The following is a 24,368-nucleotide window of genomic DNA, read 5'->3' on the forward strand; positions in this document are numbered from 1 at the left end:
CAGCAATGAATAAAGATTCTATTTTTTTCTGCATAATCCGTGTTATAATTAGTTGAGCAAAAATGAAGGAGGAACTTTTTTTTTATGTCAATAGAAGTTGGGAACAAAGTATCAGGAAAAGTTACAGGGATTACAAATTTTGGTGCATTCATTGATTTAGGTGGCGGTAAGACAGGACTAGTTCATATTAGTGAAATTTCTGATACTTTCGTAAAGGAAATAAAGGACGTTTTGAAGGTTGGCGATGAAGTAACCGTAAAGGTGATGTCCATTGCAGATGATGGGAAGATCGGCTTATCCATCCGTAAAGCTGTTGACAAGCCAGCAGGGGAAGTCACCAGACCTCAACGAGAAAGCAGACCTTATCAAAAAAGTACAACTCCTCGTCCGGAAGGCTCTTTTTCTAAAGGCAGAAAAGATTTCTCAGCACATCAGGATAAAGGACTTAAAAACGACTTTGACTCGTTGATGAGCAGCTTCTTGAAGGACAGCGAAGACCGTCTGACTTCCATCAAGCGCAATACGGAAGGCAAACGCGGCGGCCGTGGCGGCAGACGTGGATAGAAAACAGTAATTTCTAGAGGTTGGGCAAAAGGGAAACCGATTGTCGCACCCTCTTTTTTGCTTTACGAAGAAAGAGAGCAGGGATGTTATGCAGGAATATATTCTGCGTCTATGCAAAGCGGTGGAACGGCACCAACTTTGGGATAAAGAAAGCCGCTTGCTGTTGGCGGTATCCGGCGGTGCGGATTCCATGGCGTTGCTGGGGCTTGTCCAACAATTGCCGCCGGAATGGCAACCGCAGTTCGTGGTGGTGCATGTCCACCATCATCTCAGGGAAGAGTCAGACGAGGAATACCGGATGGTCAGAGACTACTGTGAGACCCAAAGAATCGCTTTTTTTGCCGAACACTGGACAGAAGAAAGCCATCCGAAGTCAAACCTGGAAATGGCAGCAAGGGAATTCCGCTATGCCTTCTTTGCTGATATGATGGAAAAATGGCCAGCGACCCACTTGGTGACAGCACATCACGCGGATGATCAGCTGGAGACGATCCTGATGCGTCTGGTGAGGGGAAGCACGCTGAAGGGCATCTCCGGAATCGCTATGTCGCGCACTTTTGGTCGTGGGCAGCTCGTCCGCCCATTGCTGCAGTTCCAAAAAGACGAGCTCTATCAGATTTGCGGAATAGCCGGGATCCCTTATCGGGAAGACAGCACCAATTCGGAGCTGACTTTCACGCGGAACAGATACCGCAACAGCATCATTCCACTATTGAAAGTGGAAAACAACCAAGCATCCAGGCATTTCGGCGATTTTTCGGAAGATCTGCAGGATGTATTGACAGTCGTTCAACCTATTGTCTCCCAGTCGTTTCGCTCGTTGTTCAACAAGGTTGAAGCGGACTGGGTATTGGATCTGGCTGGATGGCAAGCCTGTGACGTTTCCTTGCAACGGCTCGTGCTCAGTCATTTTGTGACGGAGCGGTTGATACCGGCAGGGCAAGACTTCCGCAGGAGCCAGCTGACTGCCATCATGGATCTTATCGAAAACCAGTCTCCCCAAAAGCAAATATCTTTGGCGGGAGGGTGGCAGGCCAGAAAAAGGTATGATAAACTTACTTTCTTATCCCCCGATTCAGTCAGGATCGATTTTGCCGATTTTTCTGAGCAATTGGAGCTAAATAAATGGGTAACCTTGCCTTCTCATGGTAGAATAGGATTATTTCATAACGATAATGCGGTTTCAAAAGAACTGCCGATGGATGCTCTGAGCGTTGGAATCACTGACGAATCGGCGCGGATGCCTTTTACGGTGCGTTCCCGGCATTCGGGCGACAAGATAGTTCTGAACAAAAATCAGCCATTCACAAAAAAAGTGAGCCGGCTTTTTGTGGATAAAAAAATTCCGGATGAAGAAAGACGAAAAGCCTGTATCGTCACTGATGACGAGGGACGTATTTTATGGGTGCCGGGCTATGCCCAGTCCGTCTGGTTGTCCGAGAATGACAATGAACAAACGCGTTACAGATTGATTTACATTAAATAAATTTTTGAGGTGAAAGAAATGTTGCATCCTGATATCAAGGAAGTATTATACAGTGAAGAAGAAATCAGCGCAGTAGTCAAAGACTTGGGCGCGCAATTGACGAAAGAATATGAAGGGAAAAATCCATTGGTGATCGGCGTGCTGAAAGGTGCAGTCATGTTCATGACCGACTTATCGCGCGCGATGGCATGCGATCTGGAATTGGATTTCATGGATGTCTCCAGCTACGGAGCCGGAATGGAATCAAGCGGAGATGTGAAGATCCTGAAAGATTTGGATACGACTGTGGACGGCCGCGACCTGTTGATCGTCGAGGACATCATCGACACCGGAAGGACGTTGAGCTACCTGATTGAAATCTTTAAATACCGTAAAGCCAAATCCATAAAAGTGGTCACTTTGATGGACAAGAAAGAACGCCGCGTCGTTGATTTGGAAGCGGATTACATTGGGATCAACGTTCCGAACGAGTTCGTCGTCGGATACGGATTGGACTTCAACGAAAAGTACCGTAACCTCCCTTATATTGGGGTTTTAAAAACCGAAGTTTATGAGTAAAATCATTCGTTAAAATTGGTCAGATATGATATGATTAGTGAGATACCAGTATATTGTGCAAACAAAAAAGATGAGACGTAAGATAAAGTCTGCGAAGAACGATATCTGACGAGGAGGTTCTAAATGAAAAAAAATAATTTTCTTAAAAGCAGCGGCTTTTATGTGCTGATCTTCCTTGCAATCATTGCAGTGGTTTCGATGATTACAGGCGGCATGGACACAGAGACGAGCCAAGAAATTTCCGCAAGCGAATTTATGGATGCCTTGAACTCGGAAGAGGTAGATAGCTTTACGATCCAACCGGGTGCAGGCGTTTATGAAATCAGCGGTGAATACCGCACCGAACAAGAACTGGAAGTGGCTGATTCATCCAGCGATCTGCTGTTGTTTGATGATACGACCAGTACTTCAACGAAGAATTTCACAACCAGAGTTTTACCGAATGATGAAACTCTGAAACAGATCACGGACATCGCCGAAACGACGGATACACAGATGGTGCCATTGGAAGAAGATCAGTCCGGTGCATGGATCAGCATCCTGTTCAGCGTATTGCCGATCGTCATCTTCATCTTCTTCATGTACATGATGATGGGACAAGCTGGAGGCGGGCAAGGCGGTAACCGCAATGTCATGAACTTCGGCAAAACAAAGTCAGAGGATGCCACCAAGAAACCGATGAAAGTACGTTTTTCAGACGTCGCTGGTGCAGAGGAAGAAAAACAAGAGCTTGTTGAAGTTGTGGAATTTCTGAAGGATCCACGTCGTTTCACGGCACTTGGAGCAAGAATTCCGGCGGGTGTTTTGCTGGAAGGACCTCCAGGAACAGGTAAGACCTTATTGGCAAAAGCTGTCGCTGGTGAAGCTGGTGTGCCTTTCTTCTCGATTTCCGGTTCGGAATTCGTGGAAATGTTCGTCGGTGTCGGTGCCAGCCGTGTGCGTGATTTGTTCGAGCAAGCCAAAAAAGCGGCTCCTGCAATCATCTTCATCGATGAAATCGATGCTGTCGGACGTCAACGTGGCGCCGGTATGGGTGGCGGACATGATGAACGCGAACAAACACTGAACCAATTGTTGGTTGAGATGGACGGTTTTTCCGGCAATGAAGGCATCATCGTAATTGCCGCTACCAACCGTTCGGACGTACTCGACCCAGCATTGCTCCGTCCAGGCCGTTTTGACCGCCAGATTTTGGTGGGCAGACCGGATGTAAAAGGCCGTGAAGCGATACTTAAAGTACATTCCCGCAATAAACCGTTGGCAAGCAACGTCGACCTGAAAGTTGTCGCGCAACAGACACCAGGCTTCTCTGGAGCAGATCTGGAAAACCTGTTGAACGAAGCTGCCTTGGTTGCGGCCAGACGGAACAAAACAAAAATTGATGCTCTTGATGTGGACGAAGCACATGACCGTGTCATTGCCGGTCCTGCCAAGAGAGATCGTGTCATCAGCAAGCGCGAACGTGAAATGGTTGCTTACCATGAAGCCGGTCATACGATAGTCGGTATGGTGCTGAGCGATGCGCGTATTGTCCACAAAGTTACGATCGTTCCACGCGGTCGCGCTGGAGGATATGCAATCATGCTTCCGAAAGAGGATCGATTCCTTATGACGAAGGATGAATTGTTGGAACAAGTTGTCGGCTTGCTTGGTGGACGTGTTGCGGAGGAAGTTGTCTTCAACGTCCAAACTACAGGCGCCAGCAACGACTTCGAACAAGCTACCGGCTTGATCAGAAGCATGGTTACCGAATACGGTATGAGTGAGAAGCTGGGCACTGTGCAGTATGAAGGGAATCATCAAGTATTCGTCGGGCGTGACTATGGCCAAACCAAAGCTTACTCCGAAGATATTGCTTACCAAATCGACTCGGAAGTCCGTCGTATGATGAGTGAAGCGCATGTCAGAGCGCGTCAGATCATCGAAGAACACCGTGAACAACTGAATTTGATCGCTGCAAAATTGTTGGAATTGGAAACATTGGACGAGAAAACAATCCGCAGCTTGTTCGAAACCGGCCAAATGCCTTCGGACTCGAATTCAGAAGAATATCCAAGCGAAAAAGCGCAGTCTTTTGAAGAAGCCAAACGGGCCCTTGAAAAGAAAGAGGCTGAAAAAGTTCGTCAAGAAGAGCAGATGCTTGCTGCTGGCGAACCTGAAGAGTCATCTGAAGTTTCATTACCTGCTGCTGATGAAACAGCGAAAAATGAAGCTATCGATACGGAAGAAAAATAAAACAAATAGAGGTTTGCAAAAAGTCTGGGATGACAATCCCGGACTTTTTGTCATCAAAGAGCAGCTCTGCAAAAGTAAGTGAGCAAAGTGTGGTTGCTTTCGCCCCGACCTATAGTAGAATGATAGAGAAACAATTTAAGAATGTGATGGAGGATTATATATGAGCGACTATTTGATTAAAGCTTTAGCCTATGAAGGACAATTCCGTGCCTACGCGATCGACGCTACAGCAGCGGTTGCAGAGGCTCAACGAAGACATGATACATGGAGCGCCTCTTCTGCAGCTTTAGGCCGCACGATGGTAGGGACGTTGTTGCTGGCAGCTGCCGGTTTGAAGAACGAAGAAAAAATGACCGTCATCGTGAATGGGGATGGCCTGGGAGGCCGCATACTCGCAGATGCGAACGGCAAGGGCGACATCAAAGCCTATATTGCAAACCCGAACGTCAACCTTTCCTTGAACGGCGATGGCAAACTGGATGTGCGTGCAGTTGTGGGGACGGAAGGCACCTTGACCGTCATCAAAGATTTAGGGATGAAAGAACCGTTTACGGGACAAGTTTCTCTTGTCAGCGGTGAATTGGGCGAGGATTTCACCTACTACATGGCAAATTCTGAGCAAATACCTTCGGCCATCGGTTTGAGCGTGTTGGTGGACACCGATGATTCGATCAAAGCTGCCGGCGGTTTCATGATTCAGGTGATGCCTGACGCCAGCGATGAAGCCATCACGAAAGTGGAAAAGAATATTGCAGCCATTCCGTTGGTTTCCAGATTGATGGAAAACGGTGCAACACCTGAACAGATTCTGACGCGCATACTGGGCGAAGAAAATGTGGAAGTGCTGGAGAAGATGCCTGTGCGTTTTCACTGCGATTGTTCAAGGGATCGTTTCAGCGAAGGGTTGAGTTCGATCGGCAAGACTGAACTGCATGAAATGATCGAAGAGGATCATGGAGCTGAGGTTGTCTGCCATTTCTGTGGCGAAAAGTACCACTATTCGGAAGCAGATCTGCAGGAACTTGTGACGGCCATTGATGAAAAGCGCGCTGCCAACATCTGATGGCGCCGGCTTCTCGCTTGTAATGCGGTTTCACGTAACCTACAATGAAAGTAATCTATCCGTTTGACGGAACTGATCAGTAAAATCTATCTGAGCTGGAGGAATCGACATGGTAAAAATAGTCTCTTCAATTGCGAGTTTGATCGGGGAAACTCCGATAATCAAACTGAATAAAGTGGTACCCGAGGGTGTGGCTGATGTTTACGTCAAGCTTGAATCATTCAATGCGGGCGGAAGCGTGAAAGATCGGATCGCTCTGAACATGATCGAAGTGGCGGAAGAAGAAGGCCTTCTGAAGCCTGGGTATACAATCGTGGAACCGACCAGCGGGAATACGGGTGTCGGCTTGGCTATGCTGGCGGCAGCAAAAGGCTATAAAGCCATCTTTGTGATGCCTGATACGATGAGCATGGAAAGACGTTTACTGTTGGCAGCATATGGCGCCGACTTAGTTTTGACGCCAGGCGCTGAAGGAATGAATGGCTCGATTGCGAAGGCAAGGGAAATCGCAGCGCAGCCGGACCACTTTATGCCGATGCAATTCGATAACCCTGCCAATCCTGCTGTGCATGAAGCCATCACCGGCCCGGAAATCATTGAGGCTTTTGAAGGCAAGACGCCTGATGCCTTTATTGCAGGAGTCGGAACGGGCGGAACCGTGACGGGAGTCGGCAAGGCATTGCGCAAAGTCAATCCTAATGTGGAAATATATGCACTGGAGCCTACCGATTCGGCTGTATTGAGCGGAAAACCGAAAGGCCCGCACAAAATCCAGGGTATCGGGGCGGGCTTTATCCCGTCTGTCTTGGACACGACACTTTACAACGGTATCGTCCAAGTCTCCAATGAACAAGCCTTCGAAATGGCCCGCCGTGTCGCACAGGAAGAAGGCATTCTGGTGGGCATTTCAGGCGGGGCTGCCATTGCCGGTGCGATCGAAGTGGCCATCCGTTTGGGCAAAGGCAAATCCGTCTTGACTGTGGCGCCGGATAACGGCGAACGTTACCTGTCCACGCCTCTGTTCAGCGTAAAATAATAAATGGATAAGAAGGACAGGCCGATCGGATGGCTTGTCCTTTTTCTTATATCTGATGCATCATCTGCAATCAGGCAAGATATTTTTCTTTTCTTACGGATTGTAAGATGATAGAATGGTCCAAGAGTTTTTCGAGCATCCAGAAAACGGATGGGATCACCATAAATAAATAACAAAGGAAGTAAAAAATGTATAAAATTGGCAATATTGAAATCAATAATCCGGTCGCAGTCGCACCGATGGCCGGAATCAGCAACGCGGCCTTCCGTGTCACCGTCAAAGAGATGGGCGCCGGTTTGGTCGTCTGCGAGATGATCAGCGACAAGGGCATTCAATTCCGCAACGAGAAGACTTTGCGGATGCTGCACATCGAGCCGAATGAATATCCGTTGAGTGTGCAAATCATGGGCGGCAACAAGGATACGCTGGTGGAAGCCGCTAAATATGTGGCGGAAAACACAGAAGCAGCCATCATCGACATCAACATGGGGTGCCCCGTCAGCAAAGTCATCAAGGCGGAAGCAGGAGCCAAGTGGTTGTTGGATCCGGGCAAAGTCTATGAAATGGTTTCCGCTGTCGTGGATGCCGTTGATAAGCCTGTAACCGTGAAAATGCGTACCGGTTGGGATTCCGACCATCTTTTTGCAGTGGAGAATGCCTTGGCTGCAGAACGCGCTGGTGCAGCCGCTGTTGCGATGCACGGCCGCACACGCGTACAGATGTACGATGGCAAAGCCGACTGGAACATCTTCAAGGAAGTCAAACAAGCTTTGACGCGTATCCCGTTATTGGGGAACGGGGATGTGAAGACGCCTGAAGATGCGAAGCGGATGCTGGACGAAACAGGGGTGGATGGTGTCATGATCGGCCGGGCTGCCTTGAGCAATCCTTGGATGATCAAACAGACAGTGCACTATCTGGAAACCGGAGAGATGTTGCCGCAGTCGACCCCACGTGAAAAATTGGAAATCGCAAAACTGCACTTGGACCGATTGACCGATCTGAAGGGCGAAACAGTCGCTGTCAAAGAGTTCCGCAGCATCGCGGGATATTATCTGAAAGGCATTCCGCGTGCTTCAAAAACAAAAGCCGCAGTCACTTCTGCATCCAGACAACAAGAAGTTGTCGACTTGTTGGATCGGTTCATTTTTGAAATAGAAGAACGCGAAGCCTCAAAAGAAGCGCCTACATCCGAAAAAATCGAAATAAATAGCTAAGACGGCTTGATTTTTCACTCTTTTATTGGCAATATTAAGAAGATTATGAAACAAGTAGATTTAAGAACGGAGTGACCTCATTGAGTCAAGAAAAACATTCAGAAGAAATGAATGACCAATTACTGATTCGCCGTGAAAAAATGCAGACTTTACGCGAAGAAGGAATTGAACCCTTTCAAAATGGTTTTGTAAGAACACACTTATCCGCAACTATCCATCAAGATTTCGATGCTTTTACGAAAGAGGAAATCGAAGCAAAAGATGAAACCATCGTTTCCGTAGCCGGCAGAATCATGACAAAGCGCGGCAAAGGCAAGGTTGGATTTGCACATTTGCAGGACAGCAAAGGCCAAATCCAGATTTACGTGCGCAAAGATGCTGTCGGGGAAGAGAATTATGCAATCTTTAAACAGGCCGATCTCGGCGACATCATTGGCGTAACTGGCCCAATCATGAAAACCGATGCCGGTGAAGTCACCATCAAACCGACGCAACTTGTGCATTTGACGAAAGCCTTGCGTCCGTTGCCTGACAAATATCATGGTTTGACGAACGTTGAACAGAAGTATCGTCAACGCTACCTTGACTTGATCAGCAACAAAGAGAGCTTCAACAAGTTCGTGCAACGCAGCCAAATCATCAGCGAAATCAGAACTTACCTGAACGGCCTCGGCTACCTTGAAGTCGAAACGCCGACTTTGCACAACATGGCTGGTGGGGCTACCGCAAGACCTTTCATCACGCACCATAACGCATTGGATATGGAATTGTACATGCGCATCGCGTTGGAGTTGCACTTGAAACGCCTTGTGATCGGCGGCATGGAAAAGGTTTATGAAATCGGTCGCGTATTCCGTAACGAAGGAATCGACACAACCCATAATCCTGAATTCACGATGTTGGAGATGTATACAGCCTATACAGACTTCCACGATGTGATGGAAGTGGTTGAAGGCATCTTTGAGACGGTTACAACAAAGGTCAAAGGCTCCTCAACAGTGGTCTATGACGGTACTGAAATCAACTTGGCCGGACCATATCCGCGCATCCACATGGTTGACGCAGTCAAATCCGTTACAGGCGTCGATTTCTGGGCACCGATGACGGACGCAGAGGCGCAAGCTTTAGCGGAAAAACACAATGTGCCGTTCACGAAGAATATGACGGTAGGGCACATCATCAATGAATTTTTCGAGGCATTTGTGGAAGATACGTTGGTTCAGCCGACATTCATCTACGGTCATCCGCTGGCAATCTCTCCATTGGCACGTAAAAATGAAGAAGATCCGCGCTTTACGGACCGTTTTGAAATCTTCATCATGGGTAAGGAATACGGAAACGCCTTTACCGAGCTTACGGATCCGATCGATCAAAGAGAACGTTTCGAAGCGCAAGCGATGGAAAAAGAGCAAGGCAACGACGAAGCGCATGGCGTTGATGAAGACTTCATCGAAGCTTTGGAATACGGTATGCCTCCGACAGGTGGATTGGGCATTGGCATCGACAGATTCGTGATGATGTTGACCGACAGTCAATCAATCAGGGACGTCCTGCTGTTCCCGACGATGAGAAATCTAGAAATTTAACTTAAATGTGAGGGGGCTACCGCAGATTGCGGCAGCCCTTTTGTATGTTTAGAGAACAGCGCGCTGCCGGCGCACTCGGAATCGAATGGAAAAAATGAAAAAAAACGGAAAATATTGCAAATAATACAAGAGAAACGGTTGACGGACAGAAATATACATGTTATGATTCATAAGGTGATTTTATACACAGATTCCTGAACAATATCTTTCAGTCGTGCTGACTGGTGTATGATTGTCACAGAAAGAATAGTAGGTCGAAATATTCGATTTATTTATTTTTTTAACTAAAAAGGAACCACCTGGATGTGTGGACCTAGCTATCCCATCGAGGAAGGAGGAAAATCAATGCCTACAATCAATCAATTAGTGCGTAAACCTCGCAAATCTGCTATTGTAAAATCAACTGCTCCTGCTTTAGGAAAAGGATACAATAGCTTCAAGAAATCTCAAACAAATACAAACTCACCTCAAAAACGTGGTGTTTGTACTCGTGTGGGTACAATGACTCCGAAAAAACCTAACTCAGCGTTACGTAAGTACGCTCGTGTACGTCTGTCTAACTTGTTAGAAGTTACAGCTTACATTCCTGGTATCGGACATAACCTACAAGAACATAGCGTGGTGCTAATCCGTGGCGGACGAGTAAAAGACTTGCCAGGGGTACGTTATCATGTCGTTCGTGGCGCTCTTGATACAGCTGGTGTAGCCAACCGTATGCAAAGCCGTTCTAAATACGGAGCTAAGAGACCTAAGAAAAAATAATTAAACAATAAACGAAAAACAAAAGTTAAGGAAGGAGGAATTTGAATGCCTCGTAAAGGTCCAGTTACAAAACGTGAAGTAATGCCAGATCCGATTTACAATTCAAAATTGGTGACTCGTTTGATCAACCGTATCATGGTTGATGGAAAACGTGGTAAAGCTGCTACAATCTTATATAACGCATTTGAAATGATCAAAGAATCTACAGGAAACGACCCGTTGGAAGTTTTCGAACAAGCTATGAAAAACATCATGCCTGTTTTAGAAGTAAAAGCACGTCGTGTAGGGGGTTCTAACTACCAAGTTCCTATCGAAGTACGTCCAGATCGTCGTATGGCTTTAGGATTACGTTGGTTGGTAAACTACTCTCGTCTACGCGGTGAAGATACTATGGAAGAGCGTCTAGCTAAAGAAATTATGGATGCTGCTAACAACTCTGGTGCTTCAGTTAAGAAACGTGAAGATACACATAAAATGGCAGAAGCTAACAAAGCTTTCGCTCATTACCGTTGGTAAAATTTTCTTGCAAGAATTTTTTCTTGCAAGAAATTTGCTTTATGGTTGTATAAGTCACCATTTTTCCAATAAAATGGACTTGCAATTACTTTTACAAGAGAGAGGTGTTTGAAGAAGATGGCACAAAGAGAATTTTCTCTACATAATACGAGAAATATCGGTATCATGGCTCATATTGACGCTGGTAAAACAACGGCAACTGAACGTATTTTGTACTATACCGGTAAAATCCATAAGATCGGTGAAACCCATGAGGGTGCTTCACAAATGGACTGGATGGAACAAGAACAAGAACGTGGTATTACCATCACTTCAGCTGCTACTACTGCACAATGGAAAGGGTATCGCGTAAACATCATCGATACTCCCGGACACGTGGACTTCACTATTGAAGTTGAACGTTCCCTACGTGTATTGGATGGCGCTGTCGCTTTACTTGATGCACAATCAGGTGTAGAACCTCAAACTGAAACAGTTTGGCGTCAAGCTACAACTTATGGTGTTCCTCGTATCATTTTCGCTAACAAAATGGACAAAATGGGTGCAGACTTCTTATACTCTTTAGGAACTCTCCATGACCGTCTGAATGCTAATGCGCATCCGATTCAATTGCCGATTGGTTCTGAAGATACATTCAAAGGTATCATCGATTTAGTCGAAATGAAGGCTGAAATCTATGACAACGATGAAGGTACTGAATACCATGAAGAAGAGATCCCTGCGGAATATCTTGAAGCAGCTGAAGAATGGCACACTAAATTAGTTGAAGCTGTTGCTGAAACTGATGAAGCTATGATGGAAAAATATCTTGATGGTGAAGAAATTACGAAAGAAGAATTGAAACAAGGTATCCGTACTGCTACATGTAATGTAGAATTTTTCCCGATGCTTTGCGGTTCTGCTTTCAAAAATAAAGGCGTTCAATTATTGCTTGATGCAGTCATTGACTACCTTCCATCACCATTGGATGTTGCTGCCATCACAGGTACTGACGTAGATACTGAAGAACAAATCGCTGTTCCTGCAAGCGACGAAGCGCCATTTGCAGCCTTAGCATTTAAAGTTATGACTGACCCGTTTGTAGGTCGTCTGACATTCTTCCGCGTATATGCTGGTACTCTACAAAGTGGTTCTTACGTTCAGAATGCCACTAAAGGCAAACGCGAACGTGTAGGCCGTATCCTACAGATGCATGCTAACCACCGTAACGAAATCCCAGAAGTATTTGCTGGAGATATCGCTGCTGCAGTTGGTTTGAAAGATACGACTACAGGAGACACTTTGTGTGATGAAAAGAAACAAGTAATCCTTGAATCCATGATTTTCCCGGAACCAGTTATCGAAGTTGCTATTGAGCCTAAATCAAAAGCTGACCAAGATAAAATGGGTATCGCGCTACAGAAACTTTCTGAAGAAGATCCTACTTTCCGTGCTTCCACTAACCCAGAGACTGGTCAAACGATCATCGCTGGTATGGGTGAGTTGCACTTGGACATCATCGTTGACCGTATGAGACGTGAGTTCAAAGTTGAAGCTACAGTAGGTGCTCCTCAAGTATCTTACCGTGAAACATTCCGTCAATCAGTTCAATCTGAAGGTAAATTCGTTCGTCAATCAGGTGGTAAAGGTCAATTCGGTCACGTATGGGTTGAATTTACTCCTAATGAAGAAGGAAAAGGCTTTGAGTTCGAAAATGCTATCGTCGGTGGGGTTGTTCCTCGTGAATACATCCCTGCAGTTGAAGCAGGTTTGAGAGACGCTATGGAAAACGGTGTGTTGGCTGGTTATCCATTAGTTGACGTTAAAGCTAAATTGTATGATGGTTCTTACCATGATGTCGATTCATCTGAAACAGCATTTAAAGTTGCTGCTTCACTTGCTTTGCGTAACGCAGCTAAGAAAGCTGACCCTGCAATCCTTGAACCAATGATGGCTGTAGAAATTACAGTTCCTGATGATTATTTGGGAGATGTAATGGGACATGTAAGTTCTCGTCGTGGACGTATCGAAGGTACTGAAGCACGCGGTAACGCACAAATCGTTAAGAGCAGCATTCCATTATCAGAAATGTTTGGTTATGCTACAACTTTACGTTCTTCTACACAAGGCCGCGGAACGTTCTCAATGACATTCGATCATTACGAAGCTGTTCCTAAATCTGTTCAAGAAGAAATCATCAAGAAGAGCGGAAAAAATAGCGAAGAGTAATCTCGCTGTTGCTTAGCTTGTATATTGCTTTTTCGAGCACAAATCGGTATACTTTATACGATAGACGATTAAAGTCTAGACAAATTATAAGCACTCAATATGAGGAGGAAATGATTTAAAATGGCAAAAGTAAAATTCGACCGTTCAAAACCCCATGTAAACGTTGGTACAATCGGACACGTTGACCATGGTAAAACAACATTAACTGCAGCTATCACAACAGTTTTAGCTAAAAAAGGGTTCGCAGAAGCATCTAACTATGCTGCAATCGACAACGCTCCAGAAGAAAGAGAACGTGGTATCACGATCAACACTTCTCACGTTGAATACTCAACTGAAACTCGTCACTACGCTCACGTAGACTGCCCAGGCCATGCTGACTATGTTAAAAACATGATCACTGGTGCTGCACAAATGGACGGAGCTATCTTAGTAGTTTCTGCTGCTGATGGTCCAATGCCACAAACTCGCGAGCACATCTTGTTGTCTCGTCAAGTTGGTGTTCCTTACATCGTAGTATTCTTGAACAAAGTTGACATGGTTGACGATGAAGAATTATTAGAATTAGTTGAAATGGAAGTTCGTGACCTGTTAACAGAATACGATTTCCCTGGCGACGATGTTCCTGTAATCTCTGGTTCAGCTTTGAGAGCTCTTGAAGGCGACCCAGCTTACGAAGAAAAAATCTTGGAATTGATGGCTGCTGTTGACGAATATATCCCAACTCCAGTTCGTCAAACTGACAAGCCTTTCATGATGCCTATCGAGGACGTATTCTCAATCACTGGACGTGGTACTGTTGCTACAGGCCGTGTTGAACGTGGACAAGTCCGCGTTGGTGACGAAGTTGAAATCGTCGGTATTGCTGAAGAAACTAAGAAAACAGTTGTTACCGGTGTTGAAATGTTCCGTAAATTATTGGATTACGCTGAAGCTGGCGATAACGTAGGAGCTTTGTTACGTGGTGTTACACGTGAACAAATCCAACGTGGTCAAGTATTGGCTAAACCAGGTTCAATCACTCCACATACAACTTTCACTGCTGAAATTTATGTACTTTCAAAAGAAGAAGGCGGACGTCACACTCCATTCTTCACAAACTACCGTCCACAATTCTATTTCCGTACAACTGACGTTACAGGCGTATGTAACTTACCAGAAGGCGTTGAAATGGTAATGCCTGGCGACAACGTTACTATGACTATCGAATTGATCCACCCAATCGCTATCGAAGACGGAACTAAGTTCTCTATTCGTGAAGGTGGACGTACAGTAGGCGCTGGCGTTGTAGCTTCAATCACTAAATAATTTTATTTCAAAATAAAATTCGAAAAACGGGAGCCTCGGCTTCCGTTTTTTTTTTTTTTAGAAAAATTCCGATCCGGGAAGGCGCTCTTGAATAGAGCGTCTTTTTGTGTTGGAGTTGGAGCAAAGGGGCTGCCGGAGAGAGAAATCCAGAATTTTTACCATATCAGCTTTATCCATATTAATGTTCATATTATATAGAAGAAAGAGGATTTTCGACCGGGGTACTGAATCAAACCATTGCTGGCCCATTTGTGTTTTTGCTGATATATTGCCCAATTTTTAACTTTTTTTGTTGCGACCTCATTTTATGTCAGGTTATATAACGCGAATTTAGTGATTGAACCGTTTTCATGACACGATTACAGTACTTGTCGAGGGCGGGATAGCCTTTTATTTGCTGTTAGGGCAACTTGTGCAGTCGTATTTCTCCATAACGCCTTGTTCATGTCACATATCATCACACAGGTCGTCATCATTTTGGTGCTTTTCTTTTTCTTAGGGTGTAAAGTAAGAAACATCACAAAGCAGTAATACACCAAAAAATTTATCAGCAAAAGGAGAATCTATATGGAGAACATTAATTATGCAGATACAACTTTCGTCTTCCTTGCAACGATCTTGGTCATGATGATGACGCCAGCTTTATCCCTATTCTACGGAGGGATGGTCCGGAAGAAAAATGTTCTAAGCACGACGATGCACAGTTACGCTGCCATCGCAATCGTTTCTATCCAATGGCTATTATTCGGATATTCTTTTGTATTCGGAGGCGATTCAAAATTTTTCGGCGATTTGTCTTTCACATTACTCAACGGTGTAGGCTTCACGCCGATTGATTATGCACCGACCATTCCACATCAACTATTCATGATGTTCCAGATGGCTTTCGCAATTATCACTCCAGCCTTGATTTCAGGAAGCATCGCGGAACGCATGAAGTTCCCAGCATTCCTTGCCTTCATCCTTTTATGGACGACTTTCGTCTATGATCCGATTGCCCATTGGATCTGGGGAAATGGCGGTTGGATCCGCGAACTGGGTGCACTCGACTTTGCTGGCGGGAGCGTCATTCATATCAGTTCCGGTATATCGGCTCTGGTAGCAGCCATTTATCTAGGCAAAAGAAAAAACCACGATTCCGTCAAGCCACATAATATTCCGATGACGATGATCGGGGCTGGCCTACTGTTGTTCGGCTGGTTCGGTTTCAACGCAGGGAGTGCTCTTGCAATCAATGATATTGCACTGGACGCCTTCATCACCACAAACACTGCCGCTGCCACAGCCGGCATAAGCTGGATGATCTGCGAATGGATCATCCACAAGAAACCGACTGCACTTGGTTTCGTCAGCGGTATTGTAGCTGGTCTGGTTTCCATCACTCCTGGTGCCGGATTCGTCAGCCCAATTTCAGCCTTAGCCATCGGTTTCATCGGCGGTATCGTCTGCTTCTATGGCGTATCCGTTCTGAAGAAGAAATTTGATTATGATGATGCACTTGATGCATTCGGATGCCATGGCATCGGTGGTATCTGGGGCGGAATCGCAACAGGAATCTTTGCAACAAGCAACATCAATCCTGCCATTGAAGGTGGGTTGGTAGATGGCAGTGCCTCACTTTTGATTGCAGAAGTTGTCAGCATTTTGGCTGTACTTGCATACGCCGGCATCATGTCCTATCTCTTGTTGAAATTAATCAGTAAATTCATGCCAGTGCGTGTCTCTGAAGAAGAAGAAGAAATCGGATTGGATTATGCTCTCCATGGCGAAACAGCATACGGCAGTCTCGCTGTAGCTTTGAGTGATACCAATTATTCAAATACAGCTGCATCGGTCGTGCCGGGCGAATTGAGAACGGCCTTCCAAAAATTCCAGGAGCGCACTTTCTCTGGCAACAATCAGGAATTGGCTTTCGCGAATGCATCTCTTGAAGACCTGGACAAATCAGTCGTTGTGGAATACCAAGCCTCCGGAGCTACAACAGGCGGTCAAGATGCACAAACTAAGATCACTAAAATTGAAATCATCACGAACGAAAGTAAATTTGAAGGTCTGAAAAAAGCACTGAACAGCATCGGCATCACAGGCATGACCGTTTTCGATGTATTCGGCTACGGCATGCAAAAAGGGCATAGTACCTATTACCGGGGTGTCGAGACCGAAGCAGATCTGCTGCCGAAGATCCGGGTCGAAGTCGTCGTAAGCACAGTTCCCGTCCAAGAGGTTGTGGACGCTGCCAGAAAAGCATTGTACAGCGGCAACATCGGGGACGGGAAAATCTTCATCTATAATGTAGAAAACGTCATCCGCGTCAGCACAGGGGATGAAGGCAAGAAAGCTTTGGAATATCCAAACGAATAAGCAATCAGGGGCTGTCTCATGCGAGATGGTCCCTTATTTAATTTTGTTGCATTTCTCGAGTCAGGATATTCAACATTACCGTTGGACTTGCATTCTTCTTACAGATCAGTATAATAGTGAAGGGACAAAATGCTTCATAGTGCTCAGGCAATACAAGTCATTTGGATAATAGCAGAAACTGAATATTATTTTCAGAAAAGACTTGCTTTAACTAATGGGATTATGTATAATATATTGGTACGGCATTCATGGTTATGAATAATGTATTGGGGACCGTTCATTCGGGAACTGCAGCTAAGAGACGAGAGGTTGCGACACACCCGGTCGCTTTGTCACGGCGGGTGTGCCGGGGAATTTTCGTGGAGCTAGTCTTATGAATTACATCTGACGAAGGAGGGAACAACATGGCAAAACAAAAAATACGTATTCGTTTAAAAGCATATGAACACCGTGCTCTTGATCAATCAGCGGATAAAATCGTGGAAACAGCAAAAAGAACGGGAGCTACCGTTTCTGGTCCGATTCCATTGCCGACTGAAAGATCACTATACACAGTGATCCGTGCTACTCACAAGTACAAAGATTCTCGTGAGCAGTTCGAAATGCTTACACACAAACGTCTAATCGACATCATCAACCCAACAACAAAAACTGTTGACGCTTTGATGAAGCTTGACTTACCAAGCGGCGTAGACATCGAAATCAAATTATAATCAAACCTATCATATAAAAAACAAACGGAGGTGTTACCATGACCAAAGGAATCTTAGGCAAAAAAGTAGGAATGACTCAATTCTTTACTGCAAACGGTGAGTTAGTACCAGTTACAGTTATCGAAGCTACTCCAAACGTTGTTTTACAAGTTAAAACTAACGAAACGGACGGCTACGAAGCGGTACAACTAGGCTACCAAGAAATGCGTGAAGTATTGTCAAACAAACCTGCTAAGGGTCATGCAGCAAAAGCAAAAACTGCTCCTAAGCGCTTCATTCGTGAATTTAACAATGTTGAGCTAGGAGAATACGAAGTAGGAAAAGAAATCAAAGTTGATATCTTTGAAGCCGGCGACATTGTTGATGTCACTGGTACCACTAAAGGACATGGCTTCCAAGGCGTAATCAAACGTCACGGACAAAGCCGCGGACCAATGGCCCACGGATCTCGTTACCATCGTCGTCCGGGTTCAATGGGTGCTGCTTCATTCCCATCCCGCGTATTCAAAGGTAAAAAATTAGCAGGACGTATGGGTAACGATCGCGTTACTATCCAAAACCTTGAAGTCGTTATGGTTGACGTTGAGAAAAACGTAATCCTGATCAAAGGTAACGTACCTGGTTCTAAAAAATCATTAATCGAAATCAAAGTAGCTCGCAAAGCTGCAAACAAATAATATAAAAGAGAGGAGGAACGAGAAAAATGCCAAACGTAGCCTTATTTAAACAAGATGGAACACAAAACGGTGAAGTAACTTTGAATGAAGAAATCTTTGGGATTGAGCCTAACGAAAACGTTGTTTACGATGCAATCATCATGCAACGCGCTTCTTTAAGACAAGGAACTCACGCAGTAAAAAACCGCAGCGCTGTCAGCGGTGGTGGTCGTAAACCATGGAAACAAAAAGGAACAGGCCGTGCACGCCAAGGTTCAATCCGTTCACCACAATGGGTTGGCGGTGGAGTTGTCTTTGGACCAACACCTCGTTCTTACAGCTATAAATTAAACAAGAAAGTTCGTCGCTTAGCTATCAAATCAGTTCTTTCAACGAAAGTTGCTGAAGGAGACTTGATCGTAGTTGAAACATTGAACTTCGATGCACCAAAAACAAAAGAATTTGCAAATGTGTTGAAAAACCTTAACGTTGATACGAAAGTATTGGTTGTTGTAGAAAACGACAACGATTTTGCAGCATTATCAGCACGTAACCTTCCTGGCGTAACAGTCGTTAACGAAACAGGAATCAACGTATTGGATGTTGTTTCAAACAACAAATTAGTCTTGACACAAGCTGCTCTTTCTAAGGTAGAGGAGGCTCTTATATAATGGAAGCAACAGACGTTATCAAACGCCCAATCATCACGGAAGCTTCTATGCTTGCAATGGATGAAAAGAAATATACCTTTGAAGTGGATGTACGTGCTAACAAAACATTGGTTAAACAATCTATCGAATCATTGTTCGGTGTAGATGTTAAAAACGTAAACATCATGAATGTACGCGGCAAACTTAAACGTATGGGCAAATACAAAGGCTATACAAAAAAACGCCGTAAAGCAATCATCACTTTGACTGAAAATTCTAAAACAATCGAATTATTCGAAAATTAATTTACTGAAATAATCAAATAGGAGGGGAAAAAACGTGGCGATTAAGAAATACAAACCTACCACAAACGGCCGTCGTAATATGACTGGTTCTGATTTCGCAGAGATCACAAAAACAACACCTGAGAAATCTTTGATCGAACCAATCAAAAGAAAAGCTGGCCGCAACAACCAAGGTAAAATTACCGTTCGTCATCAAGCTGGTGGACACAAACGTGCTTACCGTGTGATCGACTTCAAACGTAATAAAGATGGAGTCGTTGGTATCGTCAAAGCTGTCGAGTACGATCCAAACCGCACTGCAAACATCGCGTTGATCCAATATGTTGATGGAATCAAAACTTACATTATTGCCCCTAAAGGCATCGAAGTAGGCCAACAAATCGAATCTGGAGTAGGATCTGATATCAAAATCGGAAACGCAATGCCATTGTCAACTATCCCAGTCGGTACTGTTATCCACAACATCGAAACAAAACCAGGCAAAGGCGGTCAATTGATCCGTTCAGCTGGTACAAGTGCTCAAGTACTTGGACAAGAAGGTAAATATACACTAGTTCGTTTGAACTCAAGCGAAGTACGTTTAATCCTTTCAACTTGCCGTGCAACAATCGGTTCAGTAGGTAACGAACAACACGAATTGATCAACATCGGTAAAGCTGGACGTAACCGTTGGTTGGGTAAACGCCCTACTGTCCGTGGTTCTGTAATGAACCCGAACGATCACCCACACGGTGGTGGTGAAGGTAAATCTCCAATCGGACGCAAAGCGCCAGTTACTCCTTGGGGTAAACCTGCTCTTGGTTACAAAACTCGTAGCAAGAAAGCTAAATCTAGCAAGCTAATCGTTCGTGGACGTAAAAAATAATTATCACAACAATAATTAACTGAAGCAACACATAATCGAAAGGAGGCTTCACCATGGGTCGTAGTTTGAAAAAAGGACCTTTTGTCGATGAACATTTAATTAAGAAAGTTGAAGCTGCTCTAGCTAGCGAAAAGAAACAAGTAATTAAAACTTGGTCTCGCCGCTCTACAATTTTCCCACAATTCATCGGACAAACGATTGCAGTTTATGATGGAAGAAAACACGTTCCAGTTTACATTCAAGAAGACATGGTAGGACACAAATTAGGAGAATTCGCTCCAACAAGAACATACCGTGGCCATGCCGCAGACGACAAGAAAACAGGTCGCCGTTAATTACGAGGGGAGGAAATAACATGCCAGAACAAATCACAGCTGCAAAAGCATCTGCACAAACTGTTCGCATTGCCGCTCGTAAGGTTCGTTTAGTAGTGGATCTTATCAGAGGCAAGAGCATCGGAGAAGCAATCTCCATTCTGAAATTCACACCGCGTGGCGCTTCGCCCGTTGTAGAAAAAGTGTTGATGTCAGCAATTGCCAATGCAGAACATAATTATGATTTAGATATCGAAAACTTGGTAGTAAGCGAGGCTTATGTTAACGAAGGACCAACGATGAAACGTTTCCGTCCACGTGCAAAAGGATCAGCTTCACCAATCATGAAACGTACTAGCCACATCACAATCGTGGTATCAGAAAAGAAGGAGGGATAATCTGTGGGTCAAAAAATTCATCCATTAGGATTACGTGTCGGCATCATTCGTGACTGGGATGCTAAATGGTACGCTGAAAAAGATTTCGCAGCTTTCTTACATGAAGATTTACGTATCCGTAAATATATCGAAAAGAACTTAAGCGAAGCTTCTGTTTCTAAAATTGAAATTGAACGTGCGGCTAACCGCGTGAACGTTTCTATTCATACTGCCAAACCTGGTATGGTAATCGGTAAAGGCGGTTCTGAAGTTGAAAAAACTCGTAAAGAGTTAAATGAACTGACTGGTAAAAAAGTACACATCAACATCGTGGAAATCAAAAGACCAGACTTGGATGCTAAATTGGTTGCTGAAGGTATCGCTAAACAGTTGGAAAACCGTGTAGCTTTCCGTCGTGCTCAAAAACAAGCTATCCAACGTACAATGAGATCTGGCGCTAAAGGGATCAAAACGCAAGTTTCTGGTCGTTTGAATGGTGCAGATATCGCTCGTGCTGAAACTCATGCTGAAGGAACTGTTCCATTGCATACATTGCGTGCGGACATCGACTACGCTTGGGAAGAAGCAGACACAACTTATGGTAAATTAGGCGTTAAAGTTTGGATTTACCGTGGTGAAGTTTTACCAGCAAAAAAAACAACTGAGAAAGGAGGGAAATAACCAATGTTAGTACCTAAACGTGTAAAACACCGTCGTGAGTTCCGTGGAAAAATGCGCGGAGAAGCTAAAGGCGGAAAAGAAGTAGTTTTCGGCGAATATGGTTTGCAAGCTATTGACTCTCATTGGATCACAAACCGTCAGATCGAAGCTGCTCGTATCGCTATGACTCGTTACATGAAACGTGGTGGGAAAGTTTGGATCAAAATATTCCCTCACAAATCATATACATCCAAAGCTATCGGAGTCCGTATGGGTTCTGGTAAAGGGGCACCTGAAGGTTGGGTATCTCCAGTTAAACGCGGCAAAATCATGTTCGAAGTAGCAGGCGTCCCTGAAGAAGTGGCACGCGAAGCTCTACGTCTTGCATCTCACAAATTGCCAGTTAAAACAAAAATTGTAAAACGTAAAGAAATTGGTGGTGAATCGAATGAAGGCTAATGAACTTAAAGAGTTATCCACTGCTGAAATGATTGATAAAGAAAAACAATTCAAAGATGAATTATTCAATCTACGATTCCAACTTGCAACCGGACAGTTAGAAAATACTGCCCGCTTGAAAGAAGTACGCAAATCAATTGCACGTATTAAAACTGTATTGCGACAACAAGAATTGCAAAAATAGTAGATCAGCAAAGGAGGTCACAACGAAATGACTGAAGAACGTAACCAACGTAAAGTCTACCAAGGTGTTGTTGTTTCCGATAAGATGGATAAAACAATTGTTGTAGAAGTATCTACAACAAAAACACATTCAACTTATGGTAAACGCGTTAAGTACTCTAAAAAGTACAAAGCACATGATGAAAACAACCAAGCTAAAATGGGAGATGTAGTTAGAATTATGGAGACTCGTCCTCTATCTGCTACTAAAAACTTCCGCTTGCTCGAAGTTGTTGAAGAATCAGTAATCATCTAATCAGACAAATAAATATTTTTATATCCGGAAGGAGGATACTGAAGTGATACAAACAGAATCCCGCTTAAGAGTTGCCGATAATTCAGGCGCTAAAGAAGTGTTAACTATCAAAGTGTTAGGTGGTTCAAACCGCAAATTCGCAGGAATTGGTGATACAATCGTCTGCACAGTAAAACAAGCTACACCCGGTGGTGTTGTCAAAAAGGGTGATGTAGTTAAAGCTGTTATCGTTCGTACGAAACACGGCGCACACCGTAAAGATGGTTCTTACATCAAATTTGACGAAAATGCTTGTGTAATCATTCGTGACGACAAGAGCCCTCGTGGAACACGTATCTTTGGACCAGTTGCACGTGAATTGCGTGACAACAACTACATGAAGATCGTTTCCCTTGCTCCAGAAGTATTGTAATCAACTGTCATAAATGAAGGAGGTGCAACAAAGCATGCACGTAAAAACTGGTGATAAAGTTAAAGTCATTACTGGAAAAGATAAAGGTAAAGAAGGAGTCATCCTTAAAACTTTCCCTAAAAAAGATCGTGTTATTGTCGAAGGCATTAATATTGTCAAGAAACATCGCAAAGCTTCTCAAACAAACCCAACAGGTGGAATTCTTGAAGAAGCAGCACCTATCCATGTTTCTAACATTATGTTAATTGATGCTAAAACTGGCGAACCTACTCGCGTAGGATCTAAAGTCGTAGATGGCAAAAAAGTCCGCGTTTCCAAAAAAACCGGCGAAATCATTGATTAATTATTAGAGGAAGGAGGATATTCTAAATGAATCGTTTAAAAGAAAGATACACAAAAGAAATCGTTCCATCATTGATGGAAAAATTTGAATACACTTCAATCATGCAAACACCTAAAATTGACAAAATTGTCATCAACATGGGTGTGGGTGATGCAGTTTCAAACACAAAAAACCTAGATAAAGCAGTTGAAGAACTAACTTTGATCTCTGGTCAAAAACCAGTCATCACATTAGCTAAAAAATCAATCGCTGCATTCCGTTTACGTGAAGGTATGCCTATCGGCACTAAAGTTACTTTACGTGGCGAAAGAATGTACGACTTCTTGGATAAACTAGTAACAGTTTCATTACCACGTGTACGTGACTTCCGTGGGATCAGCAAAAAATCTTTTGATGGTCGTGGAAACTATACTTTAGGTATCAAAGAACAATTGATTTTCCCAGAAGTTGACTATGATAGAGTCGACAAAGTACGTGGTATGGATATCGTTATCGTAACTACTGCTAACACTGACGAAGAATCAAGAGAATTATTGACACAACTTGGAATGCCATTCCAAAAATAAGCTAAGGAGGCGAATAATAATTGGCTAAAAAATCCATGATTGCTAAAAACAAACGTCCCGCAAAACATTCTACTCAAGCTTACTCTCGTTGTGAACGTTGCGGACGTCCACATTCAGTTTATCGCAAATTCAAACTTTGCCGTATTTGCTTCCGTGAACTTGCCTATAAAGGACAAATTCCCGGCGTGAAAAAGGCTAGCTGGTAATTTAACCATACTCGCAAAAGGAGGTATAATGTAAATGGTCATGACAGATCCAATCGCAGATTTCTTAACTCGTATTCGTAATGCCAACATGGTACGTCACGAATCTTTAGAAGTGCCTGCATCAAAGACAAAATTAGAGATCGCTAACATTCTTAAGGCTGAAGGTTTCATCAAAAACTTTGATTACACTTCAGACGACAAACAAGGTGTTATCCGTGTATTCTTAAAATATGGTCCAAACAACGAACGCGTCATCACTGGTTTGAAACGTATTTCAAAACCAGGTTTGCGTGTATACGCTAAAACTGGCGACATCCCTAAAGTATTGAATGGTTTAGGAATCGCAATCGTGTCTACTTCGGAAGGTGTTATCACCGACAAAGAAGCAAGAGCGAAAAACATCGGCGGCGAAGTATTAGCTTACATTTGGTAATTTTCAAAAAATAAGAGAAGATAAAGGAGGT

Annotated in this window: 29 protein-coding genes; all 29 read left to right on the plus strand. The window is 44.1% G+C overall.

Annotated features, from left to right (window positions below; all coding sequences use genetic code 11):
• The first annotated feature begins 84 nt into the window (after window positions 1-84).
• A complete protein-coding gene (locus WBV27_RS00450) occupies window positions 85-564 on the plus strand; it encodes a S1 domain-containing RNA-binding protein (RefSeq protein WP_424198473.1) in 480 nt (159 codons plus the stop codon).
• 88 nt (window positions 565-652) lie between these two features.
• Window positions 653-2,050, plus strand: coding sequence for a tRNA lysidine(34) synthetase TilS (tilS, locus tag WBV27_RS00455; protein ID WP_424198475.1), 1,398 nt, complete (start codon window positions 653-655; stop codon window positions 2,048-2,050).
• A gap of 18 nt (window positions 2,051-2,068) precedes the next feature.
• Window positions 2,069-2,608, plus strand: coding sequence for a hypoxanthine phosphoribosyltransferase (gene hpt / locus WBV27_RS00460; protein ID WP_086626898.1), 540 nt, complete (start codon window positions 2,069-2,071; stop codon window positions 2,606-2,608).
• Between the two features lie 123 nt (window positions 2,609-2,731).
• Entirely contained in the window at window positions 2,732-4,843 is a 2,112-nt protein-coding gene (ftsH, locus tag WBV27_RS00465; protein WP_424198477.1) for an ATP-dependent zinc metalloprotease FtsH, read from the plus strand.
• A gap of 160 nt (window positions 4,844-5,003) precedes the next feature.
• Window positions 5,004-5,906 (plus strand): Hsp33 family molecular chaperone HslO, encoded by a 903-nt coding sequence (hslO, locus tag WBV27_RS00470; protein WP_424198479.1) that lies wholly within the window; start codon window positions 5,004-5,006, stop codon window positions 5,904-5,906.
• A gap of 109 nt (window positions 5,907-6,015) precedes the next feature.
• Window positions 6,016-6,942 carry a cysteine synthase A gene (gene cysK, locus WBV27_RS00475; RefSeq protein WP_424198481.1) on the plus strand — a complete coding sequence of 309 codons (927 nt, stop codon included), beginning with the start codon at window positions 6,016-6,018 and terminating at the stop codon, window positions 6,940-6,942.
• A 188-nt stretch (window positions 6,943-7,130) separates the two neighbouring features.
• The gene (dusB, locus tag WBV27_RS00480) at window positions 7,131-8,159 is read left to right on the plus strand and encodes a tRNA dihydrouridine synthase DusB (RefSeq protein WP_424198483.1); all 1,029 of its coding nucleotides are present in this window, start codon (window positions 7,131-7,133) and stop codon (window positions 8,157-8,159) included.
• A 107-nt stretch (window positions 8,160-8,266) separates the two neighbouring features.
• Window positions 8,267-9,745, plus strand: coding sequence for a lysine--tRNA ligase (gene lysS, locus WBV27_RS00485; RefSeq protein WP_086627521.1), 1,479 nt, complete (start codon window positions 8,267-8,269; stop codon window positions 9,743-9,745).
• A gap of 345 nt (window positions 9,746-10,090) precedes the next feature.
• The gene (gene rpsL, locus WBV27_RS00490; RefSeq protein ID WP_086987317.1) at window positions 10,091-10,507 is read left to right on the plus strand and encodes a 30S ribosomal protein S12; all 417 of its coding nucleotides are present in this window, start codon (window positions 10,091-10,093) and stop codon (window positions 10,505-10,507) included.
• A gap of 45 nt (window positions 10,508-10,552) precedes the next feature.
• Window positions 10,553-11,023: a 30S ribosomal protein S7 gene (gene rpsG / locus WBV27_RS00495; RefSeq protein ID WP_068559002.1), complete on the plus strand. Its 471-nt coding sequence runs from the start codon at window positions 10,553-10,555 to the stop codon at window positions 11,021-11,023.
• Between the two features lie 117 nt (window positions 11,024-11,140).
• A complete protein-coding gene (gene fusA, locus WBV27_RS00500) occupies window positions 11,141-13,231 on the plus strand; it encodes an elongation factor G (RefSeq protein ID WP_424198485.1) in 2,091 nt (696 codons plus the stop codon).
• 120 nt (window positions 13,232-13,351) lie between these two features.
• Window positions 13,352-14,539, plus strand: a complete 1,188-nt coding sequence (tuf, locus tag WBV27_RS00505) for an elongation factor Tu (protein ID WP_424198486.1) — start codon at window positions 13,352-13,354, stop codon at window positions 14,537-14,539.
• A gap of 567 nt (window positions 14,540-15,106) precedes the next feature.
• Window positions 15,107-16,900 carry an ammonium transporter gene (locus WBV27_RS00510; RefSeq protein ID WP_424198488.1) on the plus strand — a complete coding sequence of 598 codons (1,794 nt, stop codon included), beginning with the start codon at window positions 15,107-15,109 and terminating at the stop codon, window positions 16,898-16,900.
• A 404-nt stretch (window positions 16,901-17,304) separates the two neighbouring features.
• Entirely contained in the window at window positions 17,305-17,613 is a 309-nt protein-coding gene (rpsJ, locus tag WBV27_RS00515) for a 30S ribosomal protein S10 (RefSeq protein ID WP_068558995.1), read from the plus strand.
• A gap of 38 nt (window positions 17,614-17,651) precedes the next feature.
• On the plus strand, window positions 17,652-18,290 hold the full coding sequence (gene rplC, locus WBV27_RS00520) for a 50S ribosomal protein L3 (RefSeq protein ID WP_086626906.1): 639 nt from the start codon (window positions 17,652-17,654) through the stop codon (window positions 18,288-18,290).
• A gap of 26 nt (window positions 18,291-18,316) precedes the next feature.
• A complete protein-coding gene (gene rplD / locus WBV27_RS00525) occupies window positions 18,317-18,940 on the plus strand; it encodes a 50S ribosomal protein L4 (protein WP_068558991.1) in 624 nt (207 codons plus the stop codon).
• Window positions 18,940-19,224, plus strand: coding sequence for a 50S ribosomal protein L23 (rplW, locus tag WBV27_RS00530; RefSeq protein ID WP_068558989.1), 285 nt, complete (start codon window positions 18,940-18,942; stop codon window positions 19,222-19,224). Before rplD ends, rplW begins: the two co-directional genes overlap by 1 nt.
• A 34-nt stretch (window positions 19,225-19,258) precedes the next feature.
• A complete protein-coding gene (gene rplB / locus WBV27_RS00535) occupies window positions 19,259-20,089 on the plus strand; it encodes a 50S ribosomal protein L2 (RefSeq protein ID WP_424198490.1) in 831 nt (276 codons plus the stop codon).
• A gap of 53 nt (window positions 20,090-20,142) precedes the next feature.
• Window positions 20,143-20,424: a 30S ribosomal protein S19 gene (gene rpsS / locus WBV27_RS00540; protein WP_068558985.1), complete on the plus strand. Its 282-nt coding sequence runs from the start codon at window positions 20,143-20,145 to the stop codon at window positions 20,422-20,424.
• Window positions 20,425-20,444: 20 nt separating this feature from the next.
• Complete coding sequence (gene rplV / locus WBV27_RS00545; protein WP_086626908.1) at window positions 20,445-20,801, plus strand: 50S ribosomal protein L22; 357 nt, start codon at window positions 20,445-20,447, stop codon at window positions 20,799-20,801.
• A 3-nt stretch (window positions 20,802-20,804) separates the two neighbouring features.
• A complete protein-coding gene (gene rpsC / locus WBV27_RS00550) occupies window positions 20,805-21,461 on the plus strand; it encodes a 30S ribosomal protein S3 (RefSeq protein ID WP_086942212.1) in 657 nt (218 codons plus the stop codon).
• Window positions 21,462-21,464: 3 nt separating this feature from the next.
• A complete protein-coding gene (gene rplP, locus WBV27_RS00555) occupies window positions 21,465-21,899 on the plus strand; it encodes a 50S ribosomal protein L16 (protein WP_424198493.1) in 435 nt (144 codons plus the stop codon).
• On the plus strand, window positions 21,889-22,083 hold the full coding sequence (gene rpmC, locus WBV27_RS00560) for a 50S ribosomal protein L29 (RefSeq protein ID WP_086626910.1): 195 nt from the start codon (window positions 21,889-21,891) through the stop codon (window positions 22,081-22,083). The genes rplP and rpmC overlap by 11 nt, the downstream gene beginning before the upstream one ends.
• 27 nt (window positions 22,084-22,110) lie before the next feature.
• Window positions 22,111-22,377 (plus strand): 30S ribosomal protein S17, encoded by a 267-nt coding sequence (rpsQ, locus tag WBV27_RS00565; RefSeq protein ID WP_086626911.1) that lies wholly within the window; start codon window positions 22,111-22,113, stop codon window positions 22,375-22,377.
• Window positions 22,378-22,420: 43 nt separating this feature from the next.
• Window positions 22,421-22,789 (plus strand): 50S ribosomal protein L14, encoded by a 369-nt coding sequence (rplN, locus tag WBV27_RS00570; RefSeq protein WP_068558973.1) that lies wholly within the window; start codon window positions 22,421-22,423, stop codon window positions 22,787-22,789.
• Between the two features lie 34 nt (window positions 22,790-22,823).
• Window positions 22,824-23,132, plus strand: coding sequence for a 50S ribosomal protein L24 (gene rplX, locus WBV27_RS00575; protein ID WP_068558971.1), 309 nt, complete (start codon window positions 22,824-22,826; stop codon window positions 23,130-23,132).
• Window positions 23,133-23,158: 26 nt separating this feature from the next.
• A complete protein-coding gene (gene rplE / locus WBV27_RS00580) occupies window positions 23,159-23,698 on the plus strand; it encodes a 50S ribosomal protein L5 (protein ID WP_106448938.1) in 540 nt (179 codons plus the stop codon).
• 20 nt (window positions 23,699-23,718) lie between these two features.
• Window positions 23,719-23,904, plus strand: coding sequence for a type Z 30S ribosomal protein S14 (locus tag WBV27_RS00585; protein ID WP_072763659.1), 186 nt, complete (start codon window positions 23,719-23,721; stop codon window positions 23,902-23,904).
• A 34-nt stretch (window positions 23,905-23,938) separates the two neighbouring features.
• Window positions 23,939-24,337, plus strand: coding sequence for a 30S ribosomal protein S8 (rpsH, locus tag WBV27_RS00590; protein WP_086626913.1), 399 nt, complete (start codon window positions 23,939-23,941; stop codon window positions 24,335-24,337).
• The last annotated feature ends 31 nt before the right edge of the window (window positions 24,338-24,368 follow it).

The organism is Trichococcus sp., assembly GCF_049589555.1.
Taxonomy (GTDB): domain Bacteria; phylum Bacillota; class Bacilli; order Lactobacillales; family Aerococcaceae; genus Trichococcus.